Source organism: Allobosea sp. P1_A7, assembly GCF_056406775.1.
This window is the reverse complement of record NZ_JBFTZN010000139.1, coordinates 1-14424: the sequence shown is the minus strand read 5'-3', so window position 1 is coordinate 14424 and position 14424 is coordinate 1. Positions and strand designations below refer to the sequence as shown.

General features: G+C 63.8%; 13 protein-coding genes. 8 read left to right on the top strand and 5 right to left on the bottom strand.

Going from position 1 to position 14424, the window contains the following annotated elements:
* Positions 1-1848: thioredoxin domain-containing protein (locus AC1D34_RS22360; protein WP_476825369.1), on the bottom strand; the 1848-nt coding region annotated here is incomplete at its 3' end.
* 50 nt (positions 1849-1898) lie between these two features.
* Between AC1D34_RS22360 and mnmE the strand changes: the two genes are divergently transcribed.
* The 5 genes from mnmE (at position 1899) to AC1D34_RS22335 (ending at position 7591) form a co-directional block, all read left to right on the top strand.
* A complete protein-coding gene (mnmE, locus tag AC1D34_RS22355; RefSeq protein WP_476825368.1) occupies positions 1899-3215 on the top strand; it encodes a tRNA uridine-5-carboxymethylaminomethyl(34) synthesis GTPase MnmE in 1317 nt (438 codons plus the stop codon).
* 92 nt (positions 3216-3307) lie between these two features.
* A complete protein-coding gene (gene mnmG, locus AC1D34_RS22350; protein WP_476825367.1) occupies positions 3308-5197 on the top strand; it encodes a tRNA uridine-5-carboxymethylaminomethyl(34) synthesis enzyme MnmG in 1890 nt (629 codons plus the stop codon).
* A gap of 3 nt (positions 5198-5200) precedes the next feature.
* Positions 5201-5848, top strand: coding sequence for a 16S rRNA (guanine(527)-N(7))-methyltransferase RsmG (gene rsmG, locus AC1D34_RS22345; RefSeq protein ID WP_476825366.1), 648 nt, complete (start codon positions 5201-5203; stop codon positions 5846-5848).
* The gene (locus AC1D34_RS22340) at positions 5845-6678 is read left to right on the top strand and encodes a ParA family protein (protein ID WP_476825365.1); all 834 of its coding nucleotides are present in this window, start codon (positions 5845-5847) and stop codon (positions 6676-6678) included. Before rsmG ends, AC1D34_RS22340 begins: the two co-directional genes overlap by 4 nt.
* A gap of 34 nt (positions 6679-6712) precedes the next feature.
* Positions 6713-7591, top strand: a complete 879-nt coding sequence (locus AC1D34_RS22335; protein ID WP_441492045.1) for a ParB/RepB/Spo0J family partition protein — start codon at positions 6713-6715, stop codon at positions 7589-7591.
* 22 nt (positions 7592-7613) lie between these two features.
* Here AC1D34_RS22335 and holA read toward each other — a convergent pair whose 3' ends face one another.
* The 3 genes from holA to leuS are packed head-to-tail and all read right to left on the bottom strand — an operon-like array spanning position 7614 to position 11838.
* Positions 7614-8645: a DNA polymerase III subunit delta gene (gene holA / locus AC1D34_RS22330; RefSeq protein WP_476825364.1), complete on the bottom strand. Its 1032-nt coding sequence runs from the start codon at positions 8643-8645 to the stop codon at positions 7614-7616.
* A gap of 15 nt (positions 8646-8660) precedes the next feature.
* Positions 8661-9227: a hypothetical protein gene (locus tag AC1D34_RS22325; RefSeq protein ID WP_441492047.1), complete on the bottom strand. Its 567-nt coding sequence runs from the start codon at positions 9225-9227 to the stop codon at positions 8661-8663.
* Positions 9214-11838 carry a leucine--tRNA ligase gene (leuS, locus tag AC1D34_RS22320; protein ID WP_476825363.1) on the bottom strand — a complete coding sequence of 875 codons (2625 nt, stop codon included), beginning with the start codon at positions 11836-11838 and terminating at the stop codon, positions 9214-9216. The genes AC1D34_RS22325 and leuS overlap by 14 nt, the downstream gene beginning before the upstream one ends.
* A gap of 204 nt (positions 11839-12042) precedes the next feature.
* Here leuS and AC1D34_RS22315 point away from each other — a divergent pair, with 204 nt between their 5' ends.
* Positions 12043-12708, top strand: a complete 666-nt coding sequence (locus tag AC1D34_RS22315; RefSeq protein ID WP_441492049.1) for a YggS family pyridoxal phosphate-dependent enzyme — start codon at positions 12043-12045, stop codon at positions 12706-12708.
* 90 nt (positions 12709-12798) lie between these two features.
* Here AC1D34_RS22315 and AC1D34_RS22310 read toward each other — a convergent pair whose 3' ends face one another.
* Positions 12799-13464, bottom strand: a complete 666-nt coding sequence (locus AC1D34_RS22310; protein ID WP_476825362.1) for a L,D-transpeptidase family protein — start codon at positions 13462-13464, stop codon at positions 12799-12801.
* On the opposite strand from AC1D34_RS22310, the gene AC1D34_RS22305 reads away from it, so the two are divergent.
* Together AC1D34_RS22305 and AC1D34_RS22300 are read left to right on the top strand one after the other, a co-directional pair.
* Positions 13450-14136, top strand: a complete 687-nt coding sequence (locus AC1D34_RS22305; RefSeq protein WP_069882335.1) for a response regulator transcription factor — start codon at positions 13450-13452, stop codon at positions 14134-14136. The two genes, AC1D34_RS22310 and AC1D34_RS22305, sit on opposite strands and share 15 nt — an antisense overlap.
* A gap of 6 nt (positions 14137-14142) precedes the next feature.
* A partial coding sequence (locus AC1D34_RS22300; protein ID WP_476825361.1) for a cyclic nucleotide-binding domain-containing protein occupies positions 14143-14424 on the top strand: 282 nt, incomplete at its 3' end.

The window sequence follows — 14424 nt, the reverse complement described above, 5'->3', positions numbered from 1 at the left end:
GTCGACGATCATCGTCGTCGTGTAGGGCAATGCCAGCGCAGCCGCGCGAAGACGTTCGCGTTCGGGTCCAGCCAGGATGATCTCGATGCCGTGCCGCGCCAGATCATAAGCATTGAGTACGGAGCCATGGGCGACCGGCGCGCGCTCGGCAGCGGCCAATGCTGCTGCGAGAAACCGTTCGGCCTGGGCCCTATCGGTCGGGGCTCCGCTCTTGGCCGCCAGACGAAGCAGGTTCCCTGCATGCACGCCATTAGCGTTCGGGACTGCGTCGTCGTGAGTCGGCCTCGGTACGACCGGAAGAACGGCGCTATCGCGTTGAGTCATACCAAGTAGACTCGTATCGACGTGGCGGTAGTACCGCCAGAGATGGGCGGACCAGCGCAGGGCGTGGTCAAGGAAATGCCGTTCCGATGTGGCGTCGTGGAGTGCCAAGGCCGCTTCGATCATCGCCGCGTGATCGAGGGCAAAGCCCGGGGTGATCAACCGGCCCGCGCGGTAGGAGTGAGCGAGGCCGTCGCCATGCTTCATTGATTCGGCGACGAAATGGTAGGCTCGCCGAGCAAGGGCCAGCCAGGCGGGCTCCGCGAGTAGACCGGAGGCTCGCACGAGCGCCGCGATCATCAGCCCCTTCCAGTCGGCCAGGATTTTGTCGTCGCGGGCCGGAGGAACCCGGCGAGCGCGCAACGCCAGGAGATCCCGCCGGATGTTGGCCAATTGCTGCTCGAATGCCGGATCCGGATCGGGCGTGTCGAGCCGGTTGAGGATTGTGACGCCTTCCCAGTTGCCATGGGCGGTGACGTCATAGTGCCGGGCGAAGAGTTCTGCGTCGGCTGGCGTGAGATGGCTGGCCAGCTCCGATGCAGTCCAGACATAGAATTTGCCTTCGACCCCCTCGGAATCGGCATCGAGGCTGGAGGCGAAAGCGCCCTCCTGTAGCAGCATGTCCCGCTCAAGCCAGGTGACGATGCCCTGGGCCGCGCTGTGCGCCAGTGGATTGCCGCTGCGCTTCGCCTCGAGCGCATAGAGCCCGAGTAGCTGGGCATTGTCATAAAGCATCTTCTCGAAATGCGGCACGAGCCAGCGCTCGTCGACCGAGTATCGGGCGAAGCCGCCGCCGAGGTGATCGTGAATGCCGCCACGCGCCATGCGTTCCAGGGTGCGGGTCGCCGGCAGGAGTGTGGTCGCGTTCCCAGTGCGGCTGCCGTGACGCCAGAGCAGCTCGATCAGGCCAGGATTGGGGAATTTTGGTGCGCCGCGCAGCCCGCCATGCTGCGGATCGAAGGATTGGGCGATCTCGCTGGCGATCTGGTCGAGGTCAGGTTTGTATCGGGCTTCCGGGCTTGCTGCAGCCTCACTCTGCTCGAGTGCAGCCTTGATCGCGGCGGCATTGCGCGCGACCCGCTCGGGCTCTTGTGCGTGGACGGCCGCGATCTGCTGCAGCACCTGGCTGAAGGAGGGCCGTCCATAGCGCGCCGTTGGCGGAAAATAGGTGCCGCCCCAGAATGGCTGACGGTCGGCGGTGAGGAACATGGTCAGCGGCCAGCCCCCCTGTTCGCCCAGGCTGTGCAGCGCGTTCATGTAGACCTGATCGATATCGGGTCGCTCCTCCCGGTCGACCTTGATGTTGACGAAGCGCGCGTTCATCAGCGCCGCGGTTGCCAAGTCCTCAAAGCTCTCATGGGCCATGACATGGCACCAGTGGCAGGCGGCATAGCCGACCGAGAGCAGGACCGGGCGACCGCTTGACTTTGCCTCGGCAAAGGCTTCCTCGCTCCATTCCCACCAATGGACGGGGTTGTCCTTGTGYTGCAGGAGATAGGGGCTGGCGGCGGCCCCGAGACGATTCATCGACGGATCTCCCAGGCGGATCAGCGTCGCAACGGAAAGATGTGCTGCCTATGACGACCGGACAGGATTACCCAACGATTGTGGCGCTATCGTCGGCCAATGGCCGCGCCGGGGTGGCTGTCCTGCGGGTSTCCGGGCCGCAAGTTCGATTCGTCCTCGAAACAATTTCGGGCGTTATCCCCAACCCGCGGCATGCGGTGCTTCGACACCTGCGCCACCCCGTCTCCCACGAGGTGATCGATTCGGCTCTGGTCCTGTTCTTCCCGGGACCAGCGAGCTTCACCGGCGAGGATGTCGCCGAGTTCCATGTCCATGGTTCGCGTGCGGTGATGGCGGCCCTGCTCTCGGCATTGACCGGGCTACCAGGGCTTCGATTGGCGGAGGCCGGCGAATTCACCCGGCGGGCCTTTGAGGCGGGAAAGCTGGATCTTGCAGCGGTCGAGGGCCTGGCTGACCTGATCGATTCGGAKACGGAATGGCAGCGTCGACAGGCGCTCCGGCAGATGGAGGGAGCGCTTGGTCATGCGGCCGGGCTGTGGCGAGATCAGTTGATCGGCGCCATGTCGCTGTTGGAGGCCGAGATCGATTTCTCGGATGAAGGCGATGTTTCCGGAGCGCTTGTGGAGAACGCCATTGTGTCCGTCACGGACGTGCTGACGAGCCTGCGCGATGCCCTTGGATCGTTTCGGATGGGCGAGCGCGTTCGTGAGGGATTTGTCGTCGTGCTGGCGGGACCGCCCAATGCGGGAAAGTCGAGTCTGCTGAACGCCCTCGCCCGCCGCGACGTGGCGATCGTCTCGCCGCAACCTGGTACGACCCGCGACATGATTGAGGTCCGGCTTGATCTCGCCGGTTTCCCGGTGACGTTGATCGATACGGCGGGTTTGCGCGAGAGTGTCGATCCGATCGAGGCAGAGGGTGTCCGCCGGGCGACGGCTCTGGCCGAGAAGGCGGATCTGGTGCTGAGACTTCGTGCAGTCGATTCGTCTCCGAACCGAGCGTCCGTTGAACCGCAGGATCTGATGGTTGCCACCAAGTGCGACTTGCCCGGGCAAGTTGGCGCCGGTGAACTGGCGGTCTCCGTGCAAAGCGGTGTCGGACTCGATACGCTGTTGAGGAGCGTTTCGGAGCGGCTCGGTGCGCTGACCAATCCAGAGCCCGCATTGCTGACCCGCGAGCGACAGCGCGTAGCGGTTACGGACGCGGTGGCGGCTCTGCAGCGGGCAGCGGGTTCCGGGCACGGACAGGTCGAGCTGCTGGCTGAAGACATCAGGATCGCCGTGCGCGCGCTCGAACGGCTCGTGGGGCGGATCGACGTCGAGGATGTGCTGGACCGGCTGTTTGCAGGCTTCTGCATCGGAAAGTAGAGAACCCGCTGCGCGGCGTTTCACGTGAAACCTTCAGCTGAGAGATCACAAGAATCTTGACCCTCGGCACGGGGTTGGCTAGCGACATGCGCATGTCCCATTCCATTGCCACAGATCGCTATGACGTCATCGTCGTAGGTGGCGGCCATGCCGGCGCCGAGGCGGCGGCCGCTGCTGCGCGTCTTGGCGCGCGCACGGCGCTGTTGACCCATCAGCGCGAGACGATTGGTGTGATGTCCTGCAATCCTGCGATCGGCGGATTGGGCAAGGGCCATCTGGTGCGTGAGATCGATGCGCTCGACGGTATCATGGCCCGCGCAGCTGACCGTGCTGGCATCCAGTTCCGGATGCTGAACCGCCGCAAGGGCCCGGCCGTTCGCGGCCCGCGCGCGCAGGCAGACCGGAAACTCTATCGGAGTGCGGTTCAGGATTTGCTCGCCGAGCTTGAGCATCTCGAGATCGTGGTCGGTGAGGCCTTTGACCTCGATATAGTGAATGGCGCGGTTCAAGGCGTCATTCTGTCCGACGGGCGTCGATTCGCTTGCGGAACGGTTGTCCTGACGACTGGTACCTTTCTGCGTGGATTGATCCATATCGGCGAGAAGACAATTCCGGCAGGACGCGTTGGGGAAGCCCCGTCGCTTGGTCTATCGGCCACGCTGGAGCGTCACGCGCTTCCGCTTGGTCGCCTCAAGACGGGTACGCCACCACGGCTGGATGGGCGCACGATCGCCTGGTCCACGCTGGAGATGCAAGCCGGCGACGAGCCGCCGGAGCCGTTCTCCGCGCTGACCGATGCGATCACGACGCCTCAGATTTCCTGCGGCATTACCCGCACCACGCTGGCTTCGCACGAACTGATCCGCGCCAACCTCCATCGGGCGCCGATGTTTTCGGGCCAGATCGAGGGCCGAGGACCACGCTACTGCCCATCGATCGAGGATAAGGTCGGCCGGTTCGGGGATCGCGACGGCCACCAGATCTTTCTGGAGCCGGAGGGGCTCGATGATCCCACCGTCTATCCCAACGGTATCTCGACCTCCTTGCCGGAAGATGTGCAGCTCGGCTTGCTGAAGACGATTCCTGGGCTTGAAGATGCAGCCATGCTGCGTCCTGGCTATGCGATCGAGTATGATTTCGTCGATCCGCGCGCCTTGAAGAACTCGCTCGAAACGCGCGCGATCGCCGGTCTGTTTCTCGCGGGCCAGATCAACGGAACGACCGGTTATGAGGAGGCGGCTGCCCAGGGGCTCTTTGCGGGCCTCAATTCGGCGCGGCGTGCCGGTGGTGCAGAGCCGATCGCGATGGATCGGACGACCTCCTATATCGGCGTACTGGTTGATGACCTCGTGACGCGTGGGGTGACAGAGCCATATCGGATGTTCACGTCGCGTGCAGAGTTCCGGCTGTCATTGCGTGTCGATAACGCCGACGAGCGGCTGACCCCGTTGGGTATCGAGCTCGGCTTGGTCGGAGGCGAGCGTGAACGCCGGTTTCAGGCCAAGGCCGCGCAAATCGACGGTTTGCGGGTGCAATTGAAGAACCTCCGGCTGACACCGCAACAGGCCGACCAGGTCGGCCTGCAATTGAACCGCGATGGCGTGCGTCGGAGCGCTTATCAACTCCTCTCTTATCCAGACATCAGCTTCGAGCAGCTGGCAGCGATTTGGCCGGAGCTCAACGCCCACCCCGCCTCCGTTGCGTCGCGCGTTACTGCGGATGCGACTTATGCTGTCTATCTCGACCGACAGGCTGCCGAGATCGGGGCCTATCAGCGTGACCAAGCTCTGGAGGTCCCGGCCGATCTCGACCTTGATGGTATTTCCGGGCTCTCGAATGAATTGAGAGCGAAGCTGTCRCAGCAGCGCCCGGCCAATCTCGCGCAAGCATCACGGATCGAAGGCATGACTCCTGCTGCACTGACCTTACTGGCGGCCCATGCGCGGCGGGATCGCAAGCGCGCGACGCAAACGGCGGCCTGAGTCGTGGCTGTTGACAATGATGACCGCGCCCGCGCTCTGCGCTTGACTCCTGTTTCACGTGAAACACAGGAGCGGCTCGCGCTGCTGGTCGCAGAGCTGGTCAAGTGGCAAAATGCGAAGAACCTGGTCTCTTCGACGACGCTTTCGGATGTCTGGACGCGGCACGTCGCTGATTCGCTCCAGCTCTTCGCATTGGCGCCTGACGCCAGAACCTGGCTCGATCTCGGCTCAGGCGGTGGATTTCCCGGACTTGTGATCGGGATCTGTCTTGCCGAACAGGGGCAAGGCCGAATCCATCTGGTCGAGAGCAATGCGCGCAAATGCGCCTTTTTGCGCCACGCGGCCCGGGTGACCGGTGCGCCTGTGACGGTTCATGCCTCGCGGATCGAGGATATCATTGGGGAGTTCACAGAAAAAGTCGACGTCGTGACGGCCCGGGCGCTCGCACCGCTCCCGATTCTGCTAGGATGGTGCAAGGAGTTGTTGAGAACCGGGACACTTGGGCTCTTTCCCAAGGGACAATATCTAGATGCTGAATTGACCGAAGCGTCTAAATATTGGAAGATTCAGGCCTCGACAGTTGTCTCCGTGACAGATCCGGCAGCTCGCATTCTGTTGATTCGCGAGGCCGAGCAGCGGGCTGATACATGACCGATCCGACTCCCATTACCCTTCCCCCCCGCCGGCCACGTGTGCTGGTGCTCGCCAATCAGAAGGGCGGCGTCGGCAAGACGACGACGGCCATCAATCTCGGCACGGCGCTCGCCGCGATCGGTGAGAAGGTGATGATCGTCGATCTCGATCCGCAGGGGAATGCCTCGACCGGGCTCGGCGTTGACCGGAAGAGCCGGCAATCCTCGACCTATGATGTGCTCTGCGGCGATATCGGCCTTGGTCAGGCGCTGCAGGAAACCGCTGTACCTGGTTTGTTCATCGCGCCGTCGACGCTCGATCTGCTTGGTGTCGAGCTCGAGATCGCCAGTGCCAAGGATCGCACCCAGCGCCTCAAGAAGGCGATCGACGAAATTTCCGACGATCAGCGCTGTGCGGACCTGACCTATATTCTGATCGACTGCCCGCCTTCGCTCAGCCTGATCACCATCAATGCGATGACGGCAGCCGACGCCGTGCTTGTGCCGCTGCAATGCGAGTTCTTCGCGCTGGAGGGCCTCAGCCAGCTGCTCAAGACGGTCGAGCAGGTTCGCAATGGGCTCAATCCGCGCCTGATCATTCAGGGCGTGGTCCTGACCATGTTCGACCCGCGCAACAATCTCTCCGGTCAGGTCATGGCCGACGTTCGCGAGTTTTTGGGCGACAAGGTCTATGAGACCGTGATCCCGCGCAATGTCCGGGTTTCGGAAGCCCCGTCCTACGGCAAGCCCGCCCTGCTCTACGATCTCCGCTGTGCCGGCTCGCAGGCCTATTTGCGGCTGGCATCCGAAGTCATCAGGCGGGAGCGTGCGCTGCGCGCCGCTGCCTGAACTCATTTCGTATTTAGTATCAAGAGGTTGAATTATGGCCGAGGAACAGGGACGTTCACGTCTTGGCCGGGGTCTCGCCGCTCTGATTGGAGATGTCGGCGACGAGATCGGAGCGCTCGAGCGTGCCAGAGGCCAGCGTCGGGTTCCAGTCGAGTTCCTGCGGCCGAGCGCGCGGAATCCGCGGCGCAGTTTCGCGGATGACGAGCTCGAGGATCTGACGGCTTCCGTGCGCGAGCGCGGGATCCTGCAGCCGATCATCGTGCGCCCGCTCAAGGGCATGGCCGACGCCTATGAGATCATCGCCGGCGAACGGCGTTGGCGTGCCGCGCAGCGCGCCGGCCTGCATGAGGTTCCCGTCATCCAGGTCGAGGCTGACGACCGCGAGGCGCTGGAAATCGCCATCGTCGAGAACGTCCAGCGCAGCGACCTGAACGCGATCGAAGAGGCCGCCGGGTACGAGCGCCTGATTGCCGAATTCAGCTATACCCAGAACGATCTGGCCCGCGTCATCGGCAAGAGCCGAAGCCATGTCGCGAATACGCTGCGCCTTTCAAAACTGCCGGAGCCTGTCCGGCGGATGGTGGCTGAGGGCGCCGTTTCGGCGGGCCACGCGCGCGCGCTRCTCTCGGTCGCGGATCCTGAGCTGATGGCGCGCAAGATCGTCGATGAGGGCCTCAGCGTCCGCGACATCGAACGGTTGGTGCAGGAAGAGGCGCGGGGTGAGAGCAGGAGCTCCCCTGGCAAGCCGAAACTCGACAAGGATCCGGACACCCGCGCGTTGGAAAAGGCGCTCGAGGAGGTTCTCGGGCTATCAGTGTCGATCCAGCACCGTCCGAGCGGCGGAGGCGACATGAAGATCGGCTACAAGACGCTCGATCAGCTCGATGCCCTGTGTCGGCGCCTGAAAGCCTGATCAGGCCCCTTGCGCTTACTCGCTAGGAACCGCGCCCGCCGCTCTGTGCCAGCCGGGCGAGGGTCCAAAGGGTGCGTGCAGCGGTTGGACGGGCGAGTTCGCCATCGCGCCTGACCGCAAGAGTTGCGGTTCCCAGAATGCCGACCGCTTCGGTGAGCTTCTGCACGGACCATACGTTCAACGCCGCTTCAGCGGCCGCCATGCGGGGAAAGGGCAGCCGCATGCTGGAGACCGCGTCCCGGGCGCTGCGGCCGCCATCGACGCTCTGACGGGCTTTCAGCAGCGTCAGGGCGTGGCGTAGCAAGCCGCCAAGCATCACCCCGGAATCGAGGCCTTCGCTCGACAGCTTCGCGAGCGCCAGATCGAGCACGGCCAGACGGCCGGCGAAGACCGCATCGACGAGCGCAGCCTGCTCGCGTTGTGCCGTATCGCCGACGACCGCCTCGATATGCGCTTCGGTGACGGCTGGATCTGCGCCAACATAGAGCAGAAGCTTTTCGATCTCGCGGCGCGATGTCTGGCGATCGCCGCCCAATAGCCCGGACAGCTGTTCGCGCGTGGTGCGGTCGATCGATTTGCCGGCAGCCCGGACMATTTCATCGATGATACTACCAAGATCGCGCGCCGCATCGCCGTAGCAGGGCACGGCGAGGGCCGTTCGTGCCTTCTCACAGGCCTGGCGCAGGGGATTGGTGCGTTGGAGATCACCCGCTTCGACGATGACGATCGCGTCCTGCGATGGCGTCGACAGCAGCGGCTCGACCGCCGCGAGCAGCAGCTTCGATGTCGGTGACACGCGAATGGCACGCCGGCCGCCGAACAGGCCGATCGTATTGGCTTCGTCTACCAGCTTGAGGGGATCGGCAGCGACATCATCGCCATCCATGCGAATGAGCTGGAAGGCATCGTTGATATCGTCGACGCTGGCGCGTGCGAGCGCTGTCGCCCGCTCGGAGACAAGGCCGGAATCGGGTCCATAGATCAGGATGAGGCGCCAGGCCGGGTCCAGCTTGGTCAGGGCCCGGTCGGCCTCATGCGCCTTGATGGCGACCATTGCCTGTCGTCCGGCTCAGCCGCCGACGAGATCGGCGGCGATCTGCCCTTGGATCAGGGTTGCCAGCGACTTGCCGGCTCGAATCTGGGCATCTCGTGCTGCGCGGACCGTGGAAAAACGCTGCTGGGAGCGTTCATAGGGCGCGCGCGTTATGGTCGTGCCGGAGGATACGACCTCTCCTGTACCTTCCCGGACGAGCGACCAGGTGGCTGTCGCGACGAGAACGGCGGAGTCGGCGCGGCCACTGACGTAGTCGACGGTGACGACTTCGATCGATTCCCGGATCGAGGCCTGGAGCTTCAGGCGCTTCGGACCAGTGGCCTCTCCGGCTCCGCCGCCGTCGAGTTCGAAGACGAGTTCGTTCCGCAGGTAATGCCCGACCAGGCCCTTGATCTCGGGGACCTCGATATTCCTGAGCGCCGCCTTGACGCTGCCGCCGACGGTGCTGGTGGTATTCTCGGCATAGAGCGGGCGCAGGCACCCACCAGCAAGCGCGGCGGCGCCGAGTGCGGCGGCCAGCATGAGGCGGCGGGTAGGCACACCGCGACCAGGTCGGCAGCGGTGCGAATCAGACGACGACATTCACAATTCTCCCCGGCACCACGATGATCTTCCGGATCGGGCGATCGTCCAGGGCTTTGATGACGGCCTGGGATGACCGAACGATGGCTTCGACGGAGACCGTATCCGCATCGGCCGGCACGGTCACCTCTGCGCGCTTCTTGCCGTTGATCTGGACCGGCAGCGTGACGCTGTCGTCACGGAGCAGTTCGGCGTCAGCCACCGGCCAGGAGGCTTCGCCAACGAGGCCGGGTTGGCCGAGCGCGTGCCAGCACTCCTCGGCAAGATGCGGCATCATCGGCGCGACAAGCTGCGTGACGATGGCGGCCGCCTCGTGCAGCGCAAACGCCATATCGCTGGCAAGCGCGGGATCCTCGGCAGCTCCGTCGAGCGCCTTCGCGATGGCGTTTGTCAGCGTGTAGATATGAGCGACGCACCGGTTGAAGCCGAGGCGCTCGATATCGGCGCCGACGGCGTGCAGGGCACGATGGCTGGCCTTGCGCAAGGTGAGGGCCGCCTYACCGAATTCCGCGGCAGCACCCGCTGAATTGCCGGTCCGCTCGGCGATCTCGCCGATCAGCCGCCATAGGCGCTGCACGAAGCGGGCTGCGCCCTGAACGCCTTCGTCCGTCCAGATCACATCGCGATCCGGTGGCGAGTCCGAAAGCATGAACCAGCGGGCGGTGTCGGCGCCGTAGGAGGCGATGATGTCGTCGGGGTCGACCACATTCTTCTTCGACTTCGACATCTTCTCGATGGAGCCGATCTCGATTGGCGCCCCGGTCTCGACATGGAAGCCACGACGCTCGCTGCCATTGGCCTCGATACGGACATCGCCGGGCTCGACCCAGGTTCCATCCTCGGCTCGGTAGGTCTCATGGACCACCATGCCCTGGGTGAAGAGGCCAGCAAAAGGCTCGTCCAACCCGGCATGGCCGGTTGCCTTCATCGCGCGGGTGAAGAAGCGCGAATAGAGCAGGTGCAGGATCGCATGCTCGACGCCGCCGATATACTGGTCAACGGGAAGGAAGCGGTCGACGACCTTGCGATCGGTCGGGCTCTCGGTGCGCCAGGGATCGGTGAAACGGGCAAAATACCACGAGGAATCGACGAAGGTATCCATCGTGTCGGTTTCACGACGGGCCGGCTTGCCGCAATTGGGGCAGGCGACATGCTTCCAGCTCGGATGATGGTCGAGCGGGTTGCCGGGCTTCTCGAAGGAGACGTCATCCGGCAGCTTGACCGGCAGGTCGGCATCCGGGACCGGCACGGTACCGCAATCGGCACAGTGGATGATCGGGATCGGGCAGCCCCAGTAGCGCTGGCGCGAGATGCCCCAATCGCGCAGACGGAAATTCACCTTGCGCGTGCCAACGGGCTGATTGCCGCGTGTCTCGCTCTCCAGCCGGCGGGCCACCTCTTCTTTCGCTTCCGGAATGGTCATGCCATCCAGGAAACGCGAATTGATCATGCGGCCATCCTCGACATAGGCCGTGTCCGTGATGACGAAGCTTTCGGGGTCGACACCCTCGGGGCAGACGACCGGGGTGTTGCCGAGCCCGTATTTGTTGACGAAGTCGAGGTCGCGCTGGTCATGGGCCGGGCAGCCGAAAATGGCACCGGTGCCGTATTCCATGAGGATGAAGTTCGCGACATAGACCGGCAAAGTCCATGATGGATCAAAGGGATGGACCGCGCGCAGGCCGGTATCGAAGCCGAGCTTCTCGGCCTTGTCGATCGCTTCCTGCGCCGTGCCGGTGCGCTTGCACTCCTCGATGAAGGCCTGCAGTTCCGGGTTCCTGGCTGCGGCGGCCTTGGCCAGCGGGTGATCGGGCGCGATCGCCATGAACTTCGCGCCGAACAGCGTGTCCGGGCGTGTCGTATAGATCTCCAAGTCGGATTGGCCGAAGGCATTCGATTCGAGTGCGAAACGAATCAGCAGCCCTTCCGAGCGGCCGATCCAGTTCTTCTGCATCAGCCGCACCTTCTCCGGCCAGCGCGTCAGCCCTTCCAGGGCGTCATGCAGCTCCTGACCGTAATCGGTGATCTTGAAGAACCACTGGGTCAGCTCGCGAATCTCGACGAGAGCGCCGGAGCGCCAGCCACGGCCGTCGATGACCTGCTCATTGGCGAGCACGGTCTCGTCGACTGGATCCCAGTTGACCTTGGCGGTCTTGCGATCGACCAGCCCGGACTTGAGGAAGTCCAGGAACATCTTCTGCTGGTGGCGATAATAGCTCGGGTCGCAGGTAGCGAGTTCGCGGCTCCAATCCAGCGACAGCCCCATCGACTGGAGCTGCGTGCGCATCGTCGCGATGTTGGCGTAGGTCCATTCGCGCGGATGGATCTTGTTGGCCTTGGCAGCGTTCTCGGCCGGCAGGCCGAACGCATCCCAGCCCATCGGGTGGAGAACGGAAAAGCCCTTGGCCCGCTTGTAGCGCGCAACGACGTCGCCCATCGCATAGTTGCGAACATGGCCCATATGGATGCGCCCCGACGGATAGGGGAACATCTCGAGCACGTAGTAGCTCGGGCGCGTATCGTCATTGCGTGTCTCGAAGAGCTTGCGCTCATTCCAGACCTGACGCCATTTCGGCTCGGATTCCTTGGGATTGTAACGTTCGACGGCCATGATGCGCGGGCAATTCTTGGATAAGCGGAGCCTGCCGGCCGCTCCCTAGGAAATCGCTGGGCGCTTTCAGAGGAAACAGAAGGCCGTTTCCGCAGTTAGAGCGGGATTCGGGCGGAAAACCGGTTCCGGCTTTTCCACATCATGTTCTAGGACACCATTGCACGCACGCGGTCAACGTCGCGCGCGAGATGGAAGGGTTTCACGATGAACGATACGGTTACGCGGCTGGCCGCCACGCAAGCGGCGATTGCACGCGCCGCGCGTGATTTCGAGCGCCGCCCAGCAGATGTGACGCTGATCGCCGTTTCGAAGACCATGCCGGAGGAGGCGATCCTTCCTGCCCTGGAAGCAGGACAGCGCGTCTTCGGCGAGAACTACGTCCAGGAGGCCAAGGCGAAATGGCCGGGCCTGCGCGAGCGCTTTCCCGATGTCGAACTGCACATGATCGGCCCGCTGCAGTCGAACAAGGCACGGGACGCGGTCGCCCTGTTCGATGCGATCCATACGCTCGACCGGGAGGGCCTGGCGAAGGAACTTGCCCGCGAGATCGCGAGGGCCGGCCGGGCACCGAAACTCTTCGTGCAGGTGAATACCGGCGAGGAACCGCAGAAGGGAGGCATCAATCCGGGCGAGGCCGACGCGTTCATCGCGCTCTGCCGCACGCATCACGGTTTAGTGATCGAGGGGTTGATGTGCATTCCGCCAGCCGAGGAGCCGCCCTCGCCGCATTTCGCGCTGCTGGCCAAGATCGCCCTGCGCAACGGGATTGGCGGACTCTCGATGGGAATGAGCGCCGACTACGAGGCCGCGATCCAGCTCGGTGCTACCCATGTTCGTGTCGGTAGCGCGATCTTTGGGGCCAGGGCGTAGGGAGCTCCCTGTTTGCACGCCGGCAGCGGGTCGACCCGGCGGTAGTGCCGAGTCGACCCCAAGGCCTACTGATCGCGCTGAATGCGGATCCTACCGGATTTCCATGACGCAGCGCCGGGCGAGGCGCGGCAGCAGCTTCTCAAAAACATGCCGCTCGACAGCGACGCAACCCGCCGTCGGAGTGAAGCCAGGCCGGGCCAGGTGCCAGAAAATCGCACTTCCGCGGCCGCGAATCACCGGGGCGTCGTTCCAGCCCATTTCGACGATGACGTCGTAGAGATGGTCCTCGCGTGTAAGACGCTCCTCGGCTTCGCCGGGCGGGCGGTCGATCAGTCGATTGTAGCGCCGGTCGCTCCTATCGTCGCACCAGGCATCGCGAGGTGCGATCCTGCGCAACGGCAAGCTGGTCTGGGGGCGGGGCAAGCGGTCGGCGCGATAGAAGATGCGCCGCAGCGGCAATGTGGCGCGGGGAGTGCCGCCATCGCCTTCCCGCTTGGCGACAATGATGCCGGAGCGGCCAAGTGCACAGGGAAAACAGGCGCCGCCGGCGATCAGAAATCCCTTGCGGCGATCATGCACGGAGCGGACGACCCGCAACCGGGTAAGGCCTCGCCGCACCTCACCTGGACCGGCACCGTCGGCCTGATCACATTTTCTCACGGATATTCCACCCCACCTGACTTGCAGTCGCGATTCAGCGGGCTCATGGTGCCGGAATCGCAAACCGTTCAAATGATTGCCATGCCCGCCGTCCATCATATTCTTCTGGTCGACGACGACCAGACGTTGCGTGACGCGCTCGCGGAGCAGCTCGCGCTTTATGACGAGTTCCGGATCTCGACGGCTGCGACGGCATCCGCCGGCGTGAAGGCCGTTCAGGCGGAACGGGTCGATCTCGCCGTCATGGATGTCGGGCTTCCCGACATGGATGGTCGCGAGGCGGTGAAGGTGATGCGCCGCAACGGCTTCAAGAGCCCGGTGATCATGCTGACCGGGCAGGGCTCGGACGCCGATACCGTGCTCGGACTGGAAGCCGGCGCCAATGATTATGTGGTGAAGCCGTTCAAGTTCGCGGTGCTGCTGGCGCGTATCCGCGCCCATTTGCGGCAGTACGAAGCGAGCGAGGATGCCGTCTTCCAGGTCGGCCCCTATACCTTTCACCCAGGATCGAAGCTGCTTGTCAGCGAGAAGGGGTCGAAGACCAAGCTCACGGAGAAAGAGACCGCGATCCTGCGCTTTCTCTATCGTGCCGGCCGCAAGCCGATTGCCCGCGAGATCCTGCTTCAGGAGGTCTGGGGCTATAATTCACAGGTCACCACCCACACGCTGGAGACCCATATCTATCGTCTGCGCCAGAAGATCGAGCCCGATCCGGCCAATGCGCGACTATTGGTGACGGATGCGGGCGGCTATCGCCTGAATCCTTGAGATTTCATGGCGCTTAACGACGACATCGCATTCCTGGCCAAACAGCCGCTGCTGGGTCTCATGGACCATGACGCCTTGCGGCTCGTGGCCTTTGCCGCCGAGAACCGCATCCTGCGCGCCGGTGATGTGCTCTTCCGCCGCAACGACGGTTCGGATGGGGCCTATCTCGTCGTCTCGGGTGCGATTGCGCTCATGAGCCGGGATGACGGCCAACCCGCCGACGAGGTGGTGGGTCCAGGCGGGTTGATCGGGGAGCTGGCGCTGTTCGCCTCGATCAAACGGCCGGTG